We start from the raw sequence: 20,016 nt of genomic DNA on the forward strand, positions 1-20,016 counted from the left end.
TTTGACGGCTATTCTAACAGGCCTTGGGACTCCTTCGACAGCAGGACGCGCTCTTATCGCCAAGCCCTGGTACAATGCGCACTTCGTGATGCCAACTTCCACAGCAATGGACAGATAGACAGCCTATGAGCGAGTCGGAACAGACCACAGCCCCGGCCCAGAATCGCAAGCCAAAACGTCGCCGCCGTAAACCGCGTCGTCGCCAGTCGAACTGGGATCTTCGTCAGTTTCAGGTGCCCGCCGTGGCCGGTAAGTGGCGCTTTCATGACTTTGATCTGCCGCTGCCCTTAATGCGCGCTATTCATGCCCAGGGGTTTGAGTACTGCACACCTATTCAAGCGGAGGCCCTGCGCCAGACGCTATTAGGTGGCGACATTGTCGGCAAAGCGCAAACGGGAACCGGAAAAACCGCAGCCTTTTTGATCTCTGTGATGGCCTACTTCCTGGAAGAGCCAACACCCAATGGTCAAAAGCCGGGGGCTCCGCGAGCCTTGATTATTGCGCCCACCCGCGAGCTGGCACTACAGATTGAAAAGGATGCTAAAGCGTTAGCGCGTTTCACGCAGCTCAATGTGGCGAGTGTGGTCGGCGGTATGGACTACCAAAAACAGCGTGACAGCCTGGGCAGCAAGATCGATATTCTGGTGGCAACACCTGGTCGTCTGTTGGATTTCCATCAGAAGCGCGATATCGACCTCAATGAAGTCGAAGTTTTGGTGTTAGATGAAGCCGACCGCATGTTGTCGATGGGCTTTATCCCCGATGTGAAGCGGATTATTCGCTACACGCCGAAAAAAGAGGAGCGCCAGACCTTCCTCTTCTCGGCCACCTTTACCGACGACATCTTGAATCTCGCCAGTCAATGGACGCTTGATCCTGCCCACGTTGAGATCGAAGTCACCGTTGAGAATCAGGCGGACATCGATCAGCGGGTGTATTTGGTGTCTGATGACGACAAGCAGCGCTTGCTGGTTAATTTGCTTCAGCAAGAGAGCTTTGAGCGTGTGATGGTCTTTGGTAACCGTCGCGATTTAGTTCGCAAGCTTGACGATCTGCTCAAAAAAGCCGGTGTCAGTGCGGCGATGCTGTCGGGCGATGTGCCTCAGAATCAGCGTATTAAAACCCTGGAAAGCTTCCGCGAAGGCGAGATTCAGGTATTGGTCGCCACTGACGTTGCAGGCCGTGGGATCCATATTGAAGACGTTAGTCACGTCATCAACTACACCCTGCCGGAAGATCCGGAAGACTACGTACACCGTATCGGTCGTACCGGTCGCGCTGGTGCTAAGGGTGTGTCGATTAGCTTCGTCGGTGAAGAGGATGCCTTCTCGCTGCCGGAAATCGAACGCTATATCAACGACAAGCTGCCCTGCGTGCATCCGCCGGAAGGTATGCTCTAAGCCGCATGCTCGATACAGCCCTCAAAAGCGAGATTCAAGACGCTTACCGTCGCGTGGTGGACACCCTTGAGCTGACCCCACGCTACGGTCAGCGCATGATGATCGCCGAAATCGCCCGGACGCTGGGTAATATAGAGAGCGACGACGAGGGTAAGCGCACCAGCGATACCCATGTCTGTGTGCTTGAAGCGGGTACTGGTACCGGCAAAACACTGGCCTATCTGATCGCCGCCTTACCGATCGCGAAAGCGCGGGGCAAGCGGCTGATTATTTCCACGGCCACGGTTGCTCTTCAGGAGCAGGTGCTGAATCAGGATCTACCCTCGTTGGCCAGTCATAGCGGCATTGCGTTTCGCTACGCATTAGCCAAAGGGCGTGGCCGCTATGTGTGCGTGGCACGTCTGGATCAGGCGCTCGAAGGTACTGAACCCAACCCGACGCTATCGCTGTTTGAGCAGTCGCTGCAAACACAAAGTAGCGACTTCACCGTGATTGCCAGTGATATGGCGCAAGCTTACGGTCAGGGCGAATGGGAAGGGGATCGTGATAATTGGCCTGAGGCGATTGAGGATGCCCACTGGCGGCGGCTGACGGTTGACCATCGCCAGTGCACGGGTAGGCGCTGTGGGCACTTCGGTGCCTGCGCGTTTTTTCGTTCCCGTCGAGAGCTTGAGAACGCTGACGTTATTGTCGCCAACCACGACCTCGTGCTGGCTGACTTGGCCTTGGGCGGCGGCGCTATTCTGCCCGACCCGGCGGACTGCATCTTTGTCTTCGACGAAGGCCACCACCTGCCCGAGAAGGCGCTTTCCCACTTTGCCCACCGCTTTGCGGTGCACGGCTGCTTGCGTTGGCTAAAAACGCTGAGAAGCAGTTTGACCGACCTTCACCAGGCGTTGGCTATTCAGCCAACGGTGTCGCGGCTTTTGGTGAGCTTGCCAGAGCTGATTCATAACCTGGAGCCCGCACTGGGCGACGTGTTTAGTATGGGGCATCAGTTGGCGGAGCGGCCAAACGGTTTGGCTGACGAAGAGGCCACCCATCAATCGCGTTTTGAGAAGGGCCAAGTGCCCGATGCCCTACGGGAACAGGCGCAGCAGCTATTGGTGATGTTTGCTTCACTGTCGCGCTGCCTCGAGAGTATCAGCGATATTCTGCGCGAAAGCCTTGATCCCGATAAGCAGACCGGCCTCGATCGTGAGCAGGCAGAAACCTGGCTGCCGCTCGTTGCGTTGCTTCATGGGCGGGCGTTAGAGGCGCATGCCTTGTGGCAGGCATTCAGTGAGCAGGATGTTGCTAATGAGGCGCCCAGCGCTCGCTGGATTACCCTAAGCCGTGTAGCGGGGGAGCCGGAAGTTGAGTTTTCGGCTAGCCCCGTTTCAGCCGCACATACCCTGGCCAAGCATTTATGGGGGCGTTGCCATGGGGCGGTGGTCACCTCGGCAACGTTGACCGCGCTGGGGCGCTTTGAACGCCTGCAAGAGCGTGCAGGCTTGGCGAATCGCTACCGCTATCAGGCGCTACCGAGCCCCTTTGATTACGCCAATGCCGTGCTGCGCGTGCCTAAAGAGGCCACTGACCCTGGCGATAGGGAGGCCCATGAACGGGCGATTGTGACGTTTGTCTCGCAGTTGGCCGACCAAGAGGCGGCGCTGGTGCTGTTCTCTTCCCGCGCCCAGCTGCGTGCGGTGGATAAAGCGTTGCCCGCGAGTGTGAAGGAGCGCGTGCTCGCTCAGGATGCGCTGCCTAAGCGAGAGCTTATCGAGCGCCATCGGGCAGCGGTGGATAGGGGCGAGGGCAGTATCATCTTTGGCTTGGCGAGCTTTGCTGAGGGTATCGATCTTCCCGGCGACTATTTGACGCACGTGGTGATTACGCGGTTACCCTTTGCGGTACCCGACGACCCAGTGGGTGCTACGTTAGCGGAGTGGATAGAAAGCCAGGGCGGTAATGCGTTTATGCGCATTAGCGTGCCCGATGCGTCTATTAAGCTGGTGCAAGCCTGTGGGCGCTTGATTCGCAAAGAGAGCGATCGTGGGACGATCACCTTGCTGGATAAGCGGGTGATTACCCGCCGCTACGGACAAGCACTGCTGGATGCACTGCCGCCATTTCGGCGTGAGATTAGTCGCTAGAACGTCATGAAAAACCCCGCCGTAGCGGGGTTGTTGACTTACTTGACGATGCGCTTGGCCAGTGCGGCGGCAAGTTTATCGTTCATGCGGCTGAAGGTCTCCACCGTGGTATCCCAGTCGATGCAGGCATCGGTAATGGAGACACCATACTGCAGTTGGCTAAGGTCCTGGGTAAGTTTTTGATTACCCCAGCCAATGTTGGATTCAACCATCAGGCCGATAATGGAAGTGTTGCCTTCCAAAATCTGGTTGGTGACGTTCTCCAGCACCAATGGCTGTAGCGCAGCGTCTTTGTTGGAGTTGGCGTGGGAGCAGTCGATCATTATGTTGGGTGAGAGCTTGGCTTTTTCGAGCTCTTTCTCCGCCAGGGCAACGCTTACACTGTCGTAGTTGGGCTTGCCGTTGCCACCGCGTAGAACGACGTGGCCGTAGGCGTTGCCGCGGGTGCGAATAATGGCTACCTGGCCCGCTTGGTTAATGCCCAGGAAATTGTGCGGGCTGGCCACGGACTGAAGCGCGTTAATCGCCACGTCCAGGCTGCCGTCGGTACCGTTTTTAAAGCCGACCGGGCAGGAAAGGCCGGAAGCCATTTCCCGGTGGGTCTGGGACTCGGTGGTACGGGCGCCAATCGCTGACCAGCTGATGCAGTCCTGCAGGTATTGGGGAGAAATGGGATCCAGTGCTTCTGTGGCTAGCGGTAAGCCCATTTCGGCCAGATCGACCAGCAATTTACGGGCGATATGCAGACCCTCATCGATCTCAAAGGAGTCGTTGAGGTGCGGGTCGTTGATCAGGCCTTTCCAGCCGACCGTTGTGCGCGGTTTTTCAAAATAGACACGCATCACGATATACAGGCTATCGCTGACCTGGTCAGCCAGCTCACGAAGGCGGCGGGCATAGTCGAGGGCGGCTTCCACATCGTGGATTGAGCATGGACCGACCACTACCAACAGTCGCGGGTCATTGCCATCCAGGATGTTCTGAATGGTTTGGCGACCTTCGATCACGGTGCGCTCTGCCGCCTCCGTTAACGGCACGGCATTCTTGAGCGCTTCTGGCGTGGTGAGAACGTCTTGAGCGAGGACGTTAAGGTTATTAACCTGCTGTTCTGGCATCTTGCTACCTGTGCTTTGCGTAATGACTGAAAAAGTAAGGGGGCGATAAAAGTGGCACATACTATCGCTCGCCGGGCAGGTAAAAATCAATTGCTGCGGAACTATAGCGGCATTAAAAGTGTCAGCCGCACGGTTTTTGCGAAAGGCGGTAAGCGCTTGATGCGTTGCGCGGAACGCGCAACACTGGGAGCCCTGTCGTTAAAATTTAGTACCGTTATAATAATGCAGCAATTTACTCGGGCGACGTATTCGCTCTTTTATTCACTCTATTATTAATCAATGCCCAAGGGACGCTATGCTGCTTGCTGTGAACGCCCATTTGTCAGGGCTAATAGGAATTGGGCTCGGCGCATGCCGTACGAGCTGGAGGAGCGTGTGAATGGGCACTCGGGAAACAGACCAACAGCTTGTTGAACGTGCCCAAAAAGGTGATACGCGCGCTTTCGATCTGCTGGTGAAGAAGTACCAGCACAAAATTATCGGCCTGATTGGTCGTTATGTTCATGATCACTCTGAAGTTCAGGATGTAGCCCAGGAGGCATTTATTAAGGCGTATCGCGCCTTGGGTAAATTTCGCTCAGAAAGTGCGTTTTACACCTGGATGTATCGCATCGCGATTAACACGGCGAAAAACTATCTCGTCTCGCGGGGAAGGCGCCCGCCGGGAAGTGATATGGATATTGTCGACGCTGAAATTATTGATCAAAGCGGTCGACTGGCAGATTCCGAGTCACCGGAAGCGGCGATTGCCAGAGATCAGCTCGAAGCCGCGGTTTATCAGGCAATCGAAAATTTGCCGGATGATCTGCGCACGGCGATCACCCTGCGTGAACTGGATGGTCTTGCTTATGAAGATATTGCTCAGGTCATGCAGTGCCCTGTGGGAACCGTGCGTTCACGAATTTTCCGCGCCCGCGAGGCGGTTGATGAACATATCCGCCCATTAGTATCGACCGCGCGGAACAGTCGCGAAGGGTAGTGGTCGTAGTGGGGGAGGCGATATGAGCGTTATAGGATGTCAGCCTTAAAAATAAAGGTTTTATTTTTTGTGAACTGTCTGGCATGTAAGGCGTCATAAAGCCTGACTATCTTGATGAGCACGCTGGTGTGTCAATCGCTGATATATCAATGTGCAAAGTGTCATGAGCTTAGCGTCGCAGGCTAATGAGTTTTGCTCATTTAATTAGCCTGAACTGAGTCTTGGCCTTGGAAGTCGTCGGAGTGGTGGTGCGTATAACGCAAGCCATCACCCCAGTACTTCTTTTAAACAGTGTGAGGGTGTGAAGTATGAGTCAAAACACACGGGAATCACTTTCGGTGTTAATGGATGGCGAGAGTGATGAGCTTGAGCTTCGCCGAGTGTTGAAGGCACTGCCTAATGATGACGATGCCGCAGATACATGGCGCCGATATCACCTTGCCCGCAGCATGATGCAGCGGGAGCAGGGCGTTGATGTAAGCGTTGATCTCTCCGCTGGCATTATGGCCAGACTGCGCGAAGAGCCTGCTCCAATGACACAAGGTGCCGAGCCTGTAGCTCACCGTACGGGTGGTATTTCGTTCGCCCGCGGCGCTGGCGTTGCTGCTGCAGTGTCACTGATGGTGATCACCGGCGTTCAGTTCTTTGGCAACGACTCACCCGTTGGCCAGGGCAGTGGTGACATGGCAACGACCGCACCTGGCGCTAATCAGGTACAGCCCGTCAATTTGGCCTCTCAGTCGGCAGTAGCCTCACGTGCTGATATGCCCATGTTTGAGCCTACGCCGTTTCGGCTTAGCGGTCAGTCGGGTCAGGGCGGTCTGATGAATATTAGTGAAACTGGGTTTTCAGCGCAGACGCCTCAGGGAGTGACTGCTTCCCAGGGAACCAATATTGATGTAGATCAGATTGGCTTGCTGCAATCTTATTTAGAGCAGCATACTCAGAGCGCTGCTTACGGCAGTGGTGATAGTTGGATGCCATTAATGCGTTCATCTGCAGTGACTGAACCATTAGGTCAGCGCTAAGCTGAATGACGTTCTTTTTGACGAAGCCTGTTAAGTGAGTAGGGAGTGCGCGGGATGGGAGTGCGCAACATGATCGTGCCCTGGCGATTAAAGCGTGCCTGGGTACTGGCAGCAGTAGTTGGTACGCTCTCTTTTCAAGTGCATGCAGAAAACGCCAATAGCTCGTCCGACGTTAGCCAACCGGTTCGTCATGCTGGCTACGAGTGCGCGGCGGAATCCGAAGAGCAGCCCAGTAATGCCACGCAGTGGCTTGAGCGTGGTTTGTGGGCTAGCCACTGTTATGCCTTCCAAGCCAGGGCGGTGGCGATTGATGCTATTGATGTTCGCACGCTGGCGCTGTCGCATCGCATCCAGAATGGCATTCGGCAGCAGGTGGTTCAGTACCTAGACGGTCCTTCCGTGAGTATTGAGCGGCGCTCGCCGGTGGGTCGACTGGCTTGGACTGAAGAGCATAGTAATGGGGAGATGCCTACTCCTGCAGGGTGGGCGGCTCATCTTGAGAAATATTACGCTATTGAGCTTGAGGATGATGCTCGGGTAGCCGGTCGCGATGCCGTTAAACTTATTTTCGAGCCTCGGGATCAATGGCGTTTTTCCCATCAGTGGTGGTTAGATCGAGATACCGGCCTACTCCTTAAGCATGTACTCAGTGATCAGCAAGGTAGGATCATTGAAACCTTCCAAATTACCCAGCTCCAATCGCCCCAAAAATATACCGGCCGCGTACGAGTGGGCTCGCCCACCGTTATCCTCAACACGCCTTGGCATACCACTTGGTTACCCGACGGCTTTGTTGCGCAACCGGTTACTTTTGCCGGCGACGATGTGCATCAGCGTGTTTACAGTGATGGTTTGGCCACCGTGAGTATCTTTGTAGAGCCTCTTGCATCTGAAGCAACCATTGCCTTGCAGGAAGGTGTGCAGCAGTTGGGTGTCTCGGCCGTCGCCATTGAGCACACCATCACCGCTGAAGGGCGCTGGCAGTTGGTGGCCATTGGTGAGCTGCCCGTAGCAACGCTGCAGCGTATTGTTCGCTCAATCACTTTCGACCTGCTAGAAGACCAATCTCAAGAAAGCGTCGATGAGGTGAGTAGATAAAATGACGACCTCCGCGCCCTGTGGCTCTTTACTTGGCACTTCTCTGCTTCGTACTGGCACGGTTGTCGATTACACCTCCCAGGGAGTAATCGTTGAAATTGCCGCCCAGCAGAACTGCGAGCAGTGTGCTCAAGGGAGAGGGTGCGGGGTCGGATTGCTGGCGCGCCAGCGCAGCCAACGCATTGCCGTAGCGGTTCCCTCCAAAACAGATAACGCCGAGCGCAACTATCCGTTAGGAAGCCAAGTCATTATCAGCCTGCCGCGTGCCTCTGTCACGTTGCTGGCTTTTTGTGTTTATGGGCTGCCGCTACTGCTTGCGCTGTTGCTATCCGGGCTGGTCTCGCTCGTTAGTACTACGATTTGGCTGGCGCCCCTGGGCTTTTTTATTGCTTTGATGGCCGGTGCGCTAAGTATTAAATGTCTAATGCGCGGGCGTGGGGAACGCTTTCGCCCACGCTTGGTCAATTAGTTTGTTAATGAGTTCTCCGGTATCTCGCCGTGAGTTGTTGATATACCTTCGCTTACTATCACATTAAGTAGGAGCTCTTGCATGAAGCGCTTGATTCTCCCTTCCACGCTTTGGGTTTGTGTGGTGGCATTGCTGACGTTTGGCCAAGCCGCCAGCGCTCAGAATTTGCCTGATTTCACCGCATTAGTTGAAGACGCTGCCCCTGGGGTGGTGAACATCTCAACCAGTCGAACGGTTCAGCGCAGCAGCGCGCCCGGTTTTGGCGGGTTCGGTGGTCAGGAAATCCCCGAGATTTTCCGCCATTTCTTTGGGGATAGCTTTCCAGCGCCCCCCAGTAATGGTCAGGGACGCACAGAAGAGCGACAGTCTCTAGGCTCGGGGTTCGTCATCAGTGAAGATGGTTATGTAATGACCAACGCGCACGTGGTGCAAGATGCCGATGAGATCCTTGTGCGGCTCAATGATCGCCGCGAATTGAGAGCAGAAGTGGTTGGTAGCGACCCACAAACCGACGTGGCAGTACTCAAAATTGATGCCAATGATCTGCCTACGCTCAATCTAGGTGACTCTGACGAGCTAAAAGTAGGTGAGTGGGTTGCCGCGATTGGCTCTCCTTTCGGTTTCGACCACTCGGTCACTGCGGGTATCGTCAGTGCGATTAATCGCACCTTGCCGCGGGATGCATATGTGCCCTTTATTCAAACCGATGTGGCAATCAATCCCGGCAACTCCGGTGGCCCGCTGTTCAACTTAGACGGCGAAGTTGTGGGAATCAACTCTCAAATATTTACCCGTAGCGGCGGCTTTATGGGCGTCTCGTTTGCCATTCCCATTAACGTTGCCATGGATGTGGCCGAGCAACTGCGTGAAGGCGGTCGGGTAGACCGTGGTTGGTTGGGCGTCATGATTCAGCCTGTGTCTGATGATCTGGCCGAGTCGTTCGGTATGGAGAATGCGATTGGCGCCTTGATTGCCGATCTTGATCCAGAAGGCCCAGCGGCCCAGGGTGGACTCCAGGCGGGCGATGTCATTCTTGAGGTCAATGGTGAAGAGGTTGAGCGCTCAAGCTCGCTGCCGCGACTGATCGGTAAAGGCGCACCAGGCACCGAGGTGGAACTCACCTTGATGCGTGACGGTGAAGAACTGACCGAGTCTGTCGAGTTAGGTAGTTGGCCAGACACTGAGCAGCAGTCGGCACAGGCAGGCAGCAATAACCAAGCGCGTCTTGGCGTAATGGTCGCTGAAATTGATGACACCATGCGCGAGCAACTGAATGTTCCCGGCGGTGTGATCGTTCGTCAGGTTGAGTCTGGCAGCGTGGCTGCTGAGGCCGGCATTCGCCCAGGCGATGTGTTAGTGAGTATTGATCACCGCAGCGTTTCCTCCTCAGCTGAGCTGGTAGAGATTGTCGAGGCGTTGCCGACTGATCGCGCTATTCCAGTTCGTCTGTTCCGCGACGGACGTTCCCTGTTTGTAGCGCTGCGTCTGGAATAACCCGCCTATTTTCACTCCTGGTCCGGCGGTTCTCGCCGGACCGCTGTTCCTAGCCTGCGCATATCGCTACAATAGCGGATATCTTTTTGTCGGAAATGGCCCTTATTTTTAAACGGCAGCTGTTTTCGAGCTTTGAACTCTCGAAGCGGCCTGTTTATGCGGCCGCTTGCGTACCACTAAGGCAGAACAGACTCGATGTCCCAAGACGTTCCCAACGGAAAGCTTAAGCACATACGCAATTTCTCTATTATCGCCCACATCGACCACGGTAAATCGACGCTCTCTGATCGTTTGATTCAGACCTGCGAAGGATTAACCGAGCGTGAGCTAAAAGAGCAAGTGCTCGACTCCATGGATATCGAGCGCGAGAGAGGCATCACGATTAAGGCGCAGTCGGTCACGCTGGATTACACCGCCGCCGATGGCCAGGTTTACCAACTGAACTTTATCGATACGCCAGGGCATGTCGACTTCTCCTATGAAGTGTCGCGCTCGCTCTACGCCTGCGAAGGGGCATTGCTGGTTGTTGATGCTGCACAAGGTGTTGAAGCCCAGTCGGTGGCCAACTGTTATACCGCTATCGAACAGGGACTAGAAGTTCTGCCGGTACTCAACAAAATCGATTTGCCTCAGGCGGATTGCGACAAGGTTTCCCAGGAGATTGAAGAGATTATCGGCCTGGATGCCACCGACGCCTGCCAGGTCTCGGCCAAAAGTGGCTTGGGCATTGATGCCTTGCTAGAGCGCTTGGTGCGCGATATTCCGCCGCCCAAGGGCGACCCGGAAGCGCCGCTGCAAGCGCTCATTATCGACTCCTGGTTTGATAACTACCTTGGGGTAGTTTCGCTGGTTCGTCTGTTTGATGGCACGCTGCGCAAAGGCGATAAGATCCGTATTAAATCGACGGGCCGCGACTGGGGTACCACGGAAGTAGGGATCTTCACCCCCCAGCGCAAGCAGACCGGGATTCTGCGTGCCGGGGAAGTCGGCTTTATTGTCGCGGGTATCAAAGAAATCCACGGCGCACCGGTGGGCGATACCATTACCCACACCAAGACGCCAGATGTCGCGCGTCTGCCTGGCTTCCAAAAAGTAAAACCGCAGGTGTATGCCGGTATGTTCCCGGTCAGTGCGGATGATTATGAAGACTTTCGTGATGCGCTAGAGAAGCTGGCGCTTAACGATGCCTCGCTTGCCTATGAACCGGAAAATTCTGATGCCCTTGGCTTTGGCTTCCGGGTGGGGTTTCTGGGCACGCTGCACATGGAAATCGTCCAGGAGCGTCTGGAGCGTGAGTATAATATCGATCTGCTCACTACCGCTCCCACGGTTGTCTATGAACTAGCGATGAAAAATGGCGACATCACCTACGTCTCCAACCCCTCAAAGCTTCCCGATATGGCTGACGTGGATGAAATGCGTGAGCCAGTGGTGCGCGCCAGCATTCTGGTTCCCCAGGAGTATGTGGGTAACGTGATCACCGAGTGTGAGCAGCGCCGAGGCACGCAACTGGATATGCAGTTTCTGGGTAACCAAATCCAGTTGGCCTATGAATTGCCCATGTCTGAGGTGGTCATGGACTTCTTTGACCGCCTGAAATCGATCTCCAAGGGGTACGCTTCGCTAGAGTACAACTTCGAGCGTTTTGAAATGGCCAAGTTGGTGCGTCTTGATGTACTTATTAACGGCGACAAAGTTGACGCGCTAGCGGTGATTATCCACCGTGATCACGCCCACCATCGTGGTCGTTTGTTAGTGGAAAAAATGAAAGAGCTGATTCCACGGCAGATGTTTGATGTGGCGATTCAGGCGGCGATTGGTGGTCAAGTGGTGGCACGTTCCACCGTGAAAGCGCTGCGCAAAAACGTGACGGCCAAGTGTTACGGCGGCGATGTCAGCCGTAAGAAGAAACTGCTCGAGAAACAGAAAGCGGGTAAGAAACGCATGAAACAGGTGGGGCGTGTGGAAATTCCCCAGGATGCCTTCCTTGCTGTGCTCAAGGTTAACGACTAGGAAAGAACACCACTCATGGATTTTTCATTACTGCTGGTACTTGCCGTTGCGCTTTCGGGCGTTATTTACCTGTTGGACGTGTGGCTATTAAAGCCCAAGCGCCGCCAACGCTTCGCCGCCGCAGAGGCCAATACCCAGGAAGGGCTGGATCCAGTTACCAGCGAAAAGCTACTTAAAGAGCCGTGGCCGGTTGACTACGCCCGTTCATTTTTCCCGGTGTTGCTGGTGGTGCTGGTGGTGCGTAGTTTTATCATTGAGCCTTTTCAGATCCCCTCTGGCTCAATGCGGCCTACGCTTGAAGTGGGCGACTTTATTCTGGTCAACAAATTTGCCTACGGCTTACGCTTACCGGTAGTCAACACCCGCTTTCTCGAAGTCGATGATCCTGAGCGTGGCGATGTGATGGTGTTTCGTTTCCCCGACGAGCCTTCGGTGAACTTCATCAAGCGAGTGGTCGGTATGCCAGGGGATCATATCCGCTATGAGGGAAAGCAGCTTTACGTTAACGGCGAACCGGTGGCCAAAGAGCTGATCGAGGATGGGCCCGATGGTTCGCCCCAGCAGCTATTGTTAGAAGAGCGCCTTGGCGACACCGAGCACTTTATTTATAACAACCCGCGAGACCCTGGCCCGCAAATGCGTGAAGTGGAGGTTCCTGAAGGGCACTATTTCATGATGGGGGACAACCGTGACCACTCCAACGACAGCCGCTATTGGGGCTTCGTGCCGGAAGAGAACATTGTGGGCCGCGCCTTTGCGGTGTGGATGCACTGGGATGGCGGGTTGCCAAGTTTTACCAGCGTGCGGCGCATTGAATGAAGACGCTGCGTGTGCTGAATTTAGTCAGTTATGTCACTTTAGTTAACGTCAATGACGTAGGAGAGCTGTGAGTAATTCCTTGAACGCTTTTTGCCGACGAATCGGTCATACCTTTGGCGACGATACGCTACTGGAATTGGCCTTGACCCACCGCAGCTTCGGTGGTCGTAACAATGAGCGCCTGGAGTTTCTAGGTGACTCCATCGTCAACTTTGTCATCGCCGAGGCGCTGTTTCAGCGCTTTCCTCAGGCCCGTGAAGGGCAGCTTTCGCGCCTGCGCGCGCGACTGGTGAAAGGACAAACCCTGGCGGAACTGGCCCGTGAAATGGAGTTCGGTGAATGTTTGCGGCTAGGTTCCGGCGAGATGAAAAGCGGCGGGCATCGTCGTGAATCGATCTTGGCGGATGCGGTCGAAGCCATTATTGGCGCCATCTATCTGGATGCTGGGATGGATGTGGTGCGCAACCGGGTGTTGGATTGGTACGCGGAAAGGCTGGGTAACATCTCTTTGCAAGATACCCAAAAAGATCCCAAAACACGGTTGCAGGAGTTTTTGCAGTCGCGTCAAGCCGCGTTGCCGCGCTATGAAGTTGTCTGCGTAAAGGGCGAGGCGCATGCCCAGACCTTTACCGTGGAGTGCTACATTGACCTGTTGGCTGAGCATACCACTGGTAAAGGCCCAAGCCGCCGTCATGCTGAACAGCAGGCGGCAGAAGAAGCGCTGTCGTACCTCGAAAAAAGCCCTGGAGATAAATCATGAGCCAAACCTGCGGATTCGTTGCCATCGTCGGCCGACCCAACGTGGGCAAATCGACCCTCATGAACCGTATTCTGGGGCAGAAAATATCGATTACCTCACGGCGACCACAAACCACGCGCCACCAGGTCATGGGTATTAAAACAGTCGATGAGACACAGTTTATCTATGTGGATACGCCGGGCATGCACATCATGTCCAAGGATCGTAATAAAGCGATCAACCGCTTTATGAACCAGGCGGCTACCCAGGCCCTGCGTGATGTGGACTGCGTAGTATTTATTATCGACCGCACCCGCTGGACGGAAGAAGACCAGGCGGTGTTGAAGCGCCTGGAGCACGTAAAAGCGCCGGTGATTTTGGCGGTCAATAAAGTCGACCGCCTGGGCGAAAAGGGCGATTTGCTGCCTTGGCTGGCGGATGTCGGTGCTCGCCGCGATTTTGCGGCTATCGTGCCGATTTCAGCCAAGCACGGCACTCAGGTCGATACTCTGGAAGAGGAAGTAGCCAAACACCTGCCTGAAAGTGTCCACTTCTTCCCTGAAGACCAAATTACCGATAAAAGCCTGCGCTTTATGGCCGCTGAACTGGTGCGTGAAAAAGTGATGCGCCAACTGGGCGATGAGCTGCCTTACCAGATGACCGTTGAAATTGAAGAGTTCCGCGAAACCGAGCGTGTAACGCATATCAGCGCGCTTATTCTCGTTGAGCGCCAAGGCCAAAAAGTCATTTTAATTGGTGAAAACGGCGATCGCCTCAAGAGCATTGGTCGTGAAGCGCGCCTGGATATGGAGCGCGCGCTAGGCACCAAAGTGATGCTCAATTTATGGGTGAAAGTAAAACGCGGCTGGTCGGATGACGAGCGCGCCTTGAAAAGCTTGGGTTACGACCTCGATTGAAGGTAGCGATGTCGCCAGAGCCGGCTTTTTTACTCCACCGTCGGCCATATCGTGAAACCAGTGCGCTGGTGGATCTATTAACGCTTGATCACGGCAGAGTGCGTGCTGTGGCCCATGGCGGGCAAAGGCCCGGTTCTAAATCGCGCCAACGCCTGCAGCCGTTTACGCCGCTGTTCGTGACCTGGCAGGGCAGCCGCGATTTAAAGCGGCTAACGTTGATGGAGTCTCGCGGCCAGACGGCGCTGTTGGCCGGGGAGGGGTTGCTGTGCGGGCTTTACGCCAATGAGATCGCCACCCGGCTGCTGCCGTTAGAACTGCCGGCGCCTGACGTTTTCGCGTTTTATACCGCGCTACTGGAAGCACTGCCAGCGCCAGCGGAGCGCGCATTAGCGCTCCGCCGCTATGAGTGGGCGCTGTTAGAGGCGCTCGAGGCCACGCCGCAGTTTGCGACACCAGAAGGTAGCGTTTTGGATCCTCAGCTCCGCTACCGTTTTGACACCGCCAGCCGGGCATTCATACCTGCTGAGCGTGGCCTCGACGGCAGGACGTTACGTTACATTGAGCAGGGTGATTGGCAACATGAAGGCCTTGCCAATGCATTAAAGGCGGTAATGCGAGCGGCGCTGGCACCCCATCTTGGCACCACCGTTTTGCGTTCGCGAGAACTGATGCTCGATTTAGCTCGGCGTCGCTATCGTCCCTGATTTTTTGAATTCCCTGTTCACAAACTCTTACCTTATTGTTGCGCTGGAGGCACTATGCACCCCCCACGGATACTGTTAGGCGTCAATATCGATCACATTGCGACACTTCGCCAAGCCCGAGGTACTCGCTATCCTGACCCCGTGCAGGCGGCATTAGTTGCGGAAGAGGCGGGTGCCGATGGCATTACGGTGCATTTGCGTGAAGACCGGCGTCATATTCAGCCCCGCGATGTACGCATTCTGGCCGAAATGCTTAATACGCGCATGAACCTGGAAATGGCTGTTACTGAAGAGATGCTGGCGCTGGCCGAAGAAGTGCGCCCCGCCCATGTCTGTTTAGTGCCTGAGAAGCGCGAAGAGCTGACCACCGAAGGCGGTCTTGACGTTGTCGGCGGCTTTGATGCCATTGCCAGCGCTTGCCAACGGCTAAGTGCGGCGGGTTGCGATGTATCCCTGTTTATCGACCCTGACGTGGAGCAGATTGAGGCTGCTCAGCGCGCCGGTGCACCGACGATTGAACTGCACACGGGCGCTTACGCAGAAGCGCGTCCCGGCAGCGATGCAGCGAATGCAGAGTATCATCGCTTAACGACTGCAGCGACTCACGCTATCTCGCTGGGTTTAGTGGTCAATGCCGGTCACGGCTTGCATTACCATAACGTTGAAGCGATTGCGGCTCTGCCGGGCGTTAACGAGCTCAATATCGGCCATGCCATTATTGCCCGTGCGCTGTTTGTGGGCCTCAAAGAGGCCGTTCAGGAGATGAAACGCTTGATCATCGCTGGCCAAGAGGCGGGCTTAATGGCGGCTCTCGATGCTCACGATCATGAGCATGAAAACCACTCTGAGCATGTTCATAATGGCTGCTGCGGGCACTGATCAGAGGTTGTCTATTCAGAGGTTTTTAAGGCGATGATTGTGGGAATTGGCTCGGATATTGCCCGTGTGGAGCGTTTTACACGGGCCATGAAACGGCACGGGCCACGCTTTGCTGAGCGGATTTTAGGCCCCGATGAGCAGGCGCTTTGGCTACACAAAGCCCAACCTGCGGCGTTTCTGGCTAAGCGTTTTGCTGCCAAAGAGGCATTTGTAAAAGCGCTGGGTGTAGGCCTGCGCCAAGGACTGCAGTGGGGGGACATTCAGGTGTTGAACGATGCCTTGGGTAAGCCCTATTTCCTGCTTAATGGCGAAGCCGAGCGGCTATTGCAAGCGGCGGGTGTCACCGCTAGCCACGTTACCCTGAGCGATGAAGCCGAGTATGCGGTAGCTTTTGTGGTGTTAGAGCGTTAACAGCTCGCCGCCAGATCAGCCAATGCTGGGGTCATGTCATTTATTCCAAGCATCTAATGGGCAACGCCTTGAAGCCTGTTCAATCAATGCCTAACCAACTGCGGGCGCAGTGCTCGCAGCCGGGCCATTGCCCGGTAAAGGTCTTCCAATAGCCCCTCAACATGGTCTAAGCCGCTGGTGCGTAGACGAGTTTCCAGGGTCTCTACCAGTAAGGCCAACTCGGGCGCACCGCAGTAGCGGCTAGCGCCATTGAGACCATGCACCCAATCGAGCAGCGTGGGCAAATGCTGTTGACCAAAAGCGGCGCGCATATGCTGTTCACTCTCATCCAAGCTGTCGATCAGACGTTTTAGCTGCTCTCGTGCCAGATGCTCCTTACCCCCCGCTAAACGTGCGCCAATCTCCAGATCAATGATGGGTAGCGTGGCCGGTGCCGCATGGCTAACCCGTGTCCTCTGGGTGGCGTTAATGTCGTGCTGTGGATAGGGCGGCTCTGCAATGCTGGCGGTCAGCCGATGAGTCACCCCCAAAAAGCGGTTGAGCAACTGTGCTAGCTGTGTTTCGTCAATGGGTTTTACCAGCACGTCATCCAGACCTTCCGCGAGCCACTGCTGGCGTTCATTGCTGAGCACGTGGGCGGTAACGGCAATAATGGGGCAGCGGGCCCAGGTACTACTCAACCGGCGCAATGCTTGGGTGGTTTGTACGCCATCCATCCCCGGCATACGAATATCCATTAACACCATGTCGACGTTACTGGCACGGGCGAATTCTAGTGCTTGGTGGCCGCTTTCTACCGTAGAGACATGCAGGGTAGGGTCTTCAAGTAGGTTTTTGAGCAGCTCACGATTGGGTGCATTGTCATCGACAATCAGCAGTTTGAGTGGCTGAGACGCCGCTGGTAACGCGGGGAGCTCCTGTTCGCTCTTATTCGGCACGTGCGTAGATAGCAGTAGCTGCTTGAGCGTCGTTACCAACTGCGCGCGGGAAAAAGGTTTGTAGAGTGTCTCGCCGCCATGGGTTAAGTGCAGTGGCGGCAGGTCAAAACTATTGCCATTGGCTAAAATCAATGTGGGGCAGGGTGTTTGATCAATCACCGCTTGCCAGTGAGCGTGCCATTCGGGGCTAAAGTCGCTGTGTTCAAGTCCCAATATCAGCAATTTCGCTGGCTCCGAGACATCAAAGGCGATGGGTTGTGCTTCCCAGCGCTCTAGCAAGTGCTCCAGTACATGGCGGGTTGGAGCATGAGTTTCATATAAGCGAATGGTCGGATTGGCCAAGCTAATTTCTGGAGGTCGCTCGGCCGCTTTATGAGCCAGCATGGGCAGCGTAAAGAAGAAAGTGGTTCCTTTGCCCAGCGAGCTTTCCACGCCAATCTCGCCGCCCATGCGTTCAATCAACTGGCGGCAGATAGTAAGCCCAAGGCCGCTGCCACCAAATTGCCGTGAGTGGCTTGGTTCTGCTTGGGAAAAGGCGCTGAAGAGGGCCTCCTGGTGGGCATCGCTGAGGCCAATGCCCGTGTCACTGACGCTCAGATTAAGCACCACATGCTGGCCTTCTAAATTATCCAACATGACACGCACGATCACCTCGCCGTGCTGGGTGAATTTAAGCGCATTGCCTATCAAGTTATTCAATACCTGATGAATACGCAGCGGATCACCGGTTAGCGGGGTAGGCACATCGTCATATACCATGGCTACCAAGTGCAGTTGCTTGCGCTGGGCTTCAGGGGCGTGTAGCCCGACCACTTCGTCGACCAGTGCGACAATGTCGATATCTGTCTCTTCCAGGGTGAGGCGATTCGCTTCAAGTTTGGAGAAGTCGAGCACGTCGTTAACCAGCATAAGCAGGTTGTCGCAAGCGCGGTGTACGTGCTGCAGCCACTCCCGCTGGCGCGTATCCAGTGATGAGCGTCCCAGTAACCGGCAAAAACCGATAATCCCGTTTAGTGGTGTGCGGATCTCATGGCTCATATTGGCCAGAAATTCAGACTTCACGGCATTAGCCCGCAGCGCGCTGCGGTGGGCCAAATCGAGCTTGATATTCTGCTCTTCAATGGTTTCCATGGACTCTTGCAGCTCGCTGGTGGCCTGCTCGATTTGCGTTTGCATATCCCGCTGGGCTTGCTGAAAGTGCTCGGCCAGGGCGTTAATATAGCTACTCAGGTGATGGAGTTCTGTGGCATTAGAGGGCGCCAGATGTAGCCGATAGTCGCCGCGGGATAGCCGATAAAGGGCTTGGTTGGCTTCTTCCAGCGGGCGGGTGGTATAGCGACTGATCGCAAAAGCGACTAAAAACAGCAGCAGGCCAAGCAGCATGCCACCCAAGCTAAGGCTGGCAATCAACTTATAGCGACCAAGGGTTAGCGTACGGGTATCCATCTCGATATCTAGCCAGCCAACGTGGCTGTCCCCAGCTTGGCTGACACTTGTTTGAGGAGGGTTCAGTGGCAAGCGCAGTCGCCATGCATCCTGCTGCTTAATCAATTGCTGATCATCTGGGGCGTTTAGCGGTGGTAGGTTGGATTGCCCGAGTAATAATAGACGGTCGCCCTGGGCATCAAATAGCGCAACCGCTCGCAGTCCTTTCATAGCAAGGAGTTGACGCGACAGGGCTTCCAGACGTTGCTCATCACCCGTTGCGACCGCAGCAGCAAGGTTCGGGGCGAGCAGCTCACCGACGCTTTCTAACCGCGTTTGGTGTGCCTCGCGAGCTTGCGTATCACTCTGTATGACCAGCAGTACGGCCATCATGGCGTACACCAGGAGCGGGAAACCGAGTAACGCAAACAGCAGTCGGGTATTCAAAGACATGAAAAGAAGCTCGCTGATTCAATGAGGTTGCCTGTCCAGCCTAAGGCAGCACCGATATAATGCAGCATAACGGTGACGATAAGGAACATTCATGAACGATCTTAAGGGCTATCCCACAATAGAAGATGTGGTTGGCAACACGCCCCTGGTACGCCTTAAGCGCATTAGCGCGGGGCGTAACAATACCCTGTTGGCCAAGCTTGAAGGCAATAATCCCGCTGGGTCGGTTAAAGACCGCCCCGCGCTCTCGATGATCAATGAAGCAGAAGCCCGAGGTGATATAGCCCCCGGTGATACGCTGATTGAGGCGACCTCAGGTAATACCGGTATTGCGCTAGCCATGGCGGCCGCGATTAAGGGCTACCAGATGGTGCTGGTTATGCCGGAAAACGCCTCGGAAGAGCGTAAGCAGGCAATGGCGGCCTATGGCGCTAAATTAATTTCCGCCAGCAAAGCGGGCGGTATGGAGGAGGCTCGGGATATCGCGGATGGCATGATCGCCAGGGGCGAAGGCAAGCCGCTAAACCAGTTCGCCAACACTGATAACCCGCTGGCCCACTATCGTACCACCGGCCCCGAAGTATGGGAGCAAACCGGGGGCGAGGTGACGCATTTCGTCAGCTCGATGGGCACCACGGGCACCATTATGGGGGTGTCGCGCTATTTGAAAGAGCAAAACCCGGCTATTCAGATTGTCGGTTTACAGCCCGCCGATGGCGCCAGTATTCCTGGCATTCGTCGCTGGCCACAAGCGTACCTGCCGGCTATTTTTGAAGCGCCGCGAGTGGATGTCACCCTCGATATTGGCCAACAAGAGGCCGAAGAGCATATGCGCCGTCTGGCCCGTGAAGAGGGCATTCTGGCCGGGGTCTCATCGGGTGGCAGTCTCGCGGGCGCGCTACGTATCGCGGAGCAAACCGAAAATGCGGTGATTGTGTTTATCGTCTGCGACCGTGGTGATCGTTATCTCTCCACTGGCCTATTTGCCCCAGGAGTATAA

17 protein-coding genes are annotated in these 20,016 nt (G+C 55.3%); 15 read left to right on the plus strand and 2 right to left on the minus strand.

Annotated features, from left to right (window positions below):
• Positions 1–125: 125 nt before the first annotated feature.
• On the plus strand, positions 126–1,400 hold the full coding sequence (gene rhlB, locus RO22_RS10960; protein ID WP_022523847.1) for an ATP-dependent RNA helicase RhlB: 1,275 nt from the start codon (positions 126–128) through the stop codon (positions 1,398–1,400).
• A 5-nt stretch (positions 1,401–1,405) separates the two neighbouring features.
• Positions 1,406–3,535: an ATP-dependent DNA helicase DinG gene (dinG, locus tag RO22_RS10965; RefSeq protein ID WP_022523846.1), complete on the plus strand. Its 2,130-nt coding sequence runs from the start codon at positions 1,406–1,408 to the stop codon at positions 3,533–3,535.
• Positions 3,536–3,573: 38 nt separating this feature from the next.
• On the opposite strand, the gene RO22_RS10970 is transcribed toward dinG, so the two are convergent.
• A complete protein-coding gene (locus RO22_RS10970; RefSeq protein WP_039858206.1) occupies positions 3,574–4,650 on the minus strand; it encodes a 3-deoxy-7-phosphoheptulonate synthase in 1,077 nt (358 codons plus the stop codon).
• A 379-nt stretch (positions 4,651–5,029) separates the two neighbouring features.
• Here RO22_RS10970 and rpoE point away from each other — a divergent pair, with 379 nt between their 5' ends.
• From rpoE to acpS, 12 genes are all read left to right on the plus strand, one after another.
• Entirely contained in the window at positions 5,030–5,629 is a 600-nt protein-coding gene (rpoE, locus tag RO22_RS10975; RefSeq protein ID WP_009286436.1) for an RNA polymerase sigma factor RpoE, read from the plus strand.
• A gap of 308 nt (positions 5,630–5,937) precedes the next feature.
• A complete protein-coding gene (locus RO22_RS10980; protein ID WP_022523844.1) occupies positions 5,938–6,657 on the plus strand; it encodes a sigma-E factor negative regulatory protein in 720 nt (239 codons plus the stop codon).
• 54 nt (positions 6,658–6,711) lie between these two features.
• Complete coding sequence (locus RO22_RS10985) at positions 6,712–7,755, plus strand: MucB/RseB C-terminal domain-containing protein (RefSeq protein WP_022523843.1); 1,044 nt, start codon at positions 6,712–6,714, stop codon at positions 7,753–7,755.
• A gap of 1 nt (position 7,756) precedes the next feature.
• On the plus strand, positions 7,757–8,224 hold the full coding sequence (locus RO22_RS10990) for a SoxR reducing system RseC family protein (protein WP_041158332.1): 468 nt from the start codon (positions 7,757–7,759) through the stop codon (positions 8,222–8,224).
• Between the two features lie 81 nt (positions 8,225–8,305).
• Complete coding sequence (locus RO22_RS10995) at positions 8,306–9,718, plus strand: DegQ family serine endoprotease (RefSeq protein WP_022523841.1); 1,413 nt, start codon at positions 8,306–8,308, stop codon at positions 9,716–9,718.
• A 195-nt stretch (positions 9,719–9,913) separates the two neighbouring features.
• Positions 9,914–11,731 (plus strand): translation elongation factor 4, encoded by a 1,818-nt coding sequence (gene lepA, locus RO22_RS11000; protein ID WP_009286439.1) that lies wholly within the window; start codon positions 9,914–9,916, stop codon positions 11,729–11,731.
• Positions 11,732–11,746: 15 nt separating this feature from the next.
• Positions 11,747–12,550 carry a signal peptidase I gene (gene lepB / locus RO22_RS11005; RefSeq protein WP_009286440.1) on the plus strand — a complete coding sequence of 268 codons (804 nt, stop codon included), beginning with the start codon at positions 11,747–11,749 and terminating at the stop codon, positions 12,548–12,550.
• A 67-nt stretch (positions 12,551–12,617) separates the two neighbouring features.
• Entirely contained in the window at positions 12,618–13,310 is a 693-nt protein-coding gene (gene rnc, locus RO22_RS11010) for a ribonuclease III (RefSeq protein WP_009286441.1), read from the plus strand.
• Positions 13,307–14,206: a GTPase Era gene (gene era, locus RO22_RS11015; RefSeq protein WP_009286442.1), complete on the plus strand. Its 900-nt coding sequence runs from the start codon at positions 13,307–13,309 to the stop codon at positions 14,204–14,206. The genes rnc and era overlap by 4 nt, the downstream gene beginning before the upstream one ends.
• A gap of 8 nt (positions 14,207–14,214) precedes the next feature.
• Positions 14,215–14,910 carry a DNA repair protein RecO gene (recO, locus tag RO22_RS11020; RefSeq protein ID WP_041158333.1) on the plus strand — a complete coding sequence of 232 codons (696 nt, stop codon included), beginning with the start codon at positions 14,215–14,217 and terminating at the stop codon, positions 14,908–14,910.
• A gap of 54 nt (positions 14,911–14,964) precedes the next feature.
• Positions 14,965–15,789: a pyridoxine 5'-phosphate synthase gene (pdxJ, locus tag RO22_RS11025; RefSeq protein WP_027959132.1), complete on the plus strand. Its 825-nt coding sequence runs from the start codon at positions 14,965–14,967 to the stop codon at positions 15,787–15,789.
• A gap of 33 nt (positions 15,790–15,822) precedes the next feature.
• Positions 15,823–16,200 (plus strand): holo-ACP synthase, encoded by a 378-nt coding sequence (gene acpS, locus RO22_RS11030; RefSeq protein ID WP_041158334.1) that lies wholly within the window; start codon positions 15,823–15,825, stop codon positions 16,198–16,200.
• Between the two features lie 83 nt (positions 16,201–16,283).
• Here acpS and RO22_RS11035 read toward each other — a convergent pair whose 3' ends face one another.
• On the minus strand, positions 16,284–19,016 hold the full coding sequence (locus RO22_RS11035) for a response regulator (protein WP_041158335.1): 2,733 nt from the start codon (positions 19,014–19,016) through the stop codon (positions 16,284–16,286).
• Between the two features lie 91 nt (positions 19,017–19,107).
• On the opposite strand from RO22_RS11035, the gene cysM reads away from it, so the two are divergent.
• Complete coding sequence (cysM, locus tag RO22_RS11040) at positions 19,108–20,016, plus strand: cysteine synthase CysM (RefSeq protein ID WP_009286444.1); 909 nt, start codon at positions 19,108–19,110, stop codon at positions 20,014–20,016.

It is taken from the genome of Halomonas sp. KHS3 (genome assembly GCF_000830495.1).
GTDB classification, from domain to species: Bacteria; Pseudomonadota; Gammaproteobacteria; order Pseudomonadales; family Halomonadaceae; genus Vreelandella; species Vreelandella titanicae.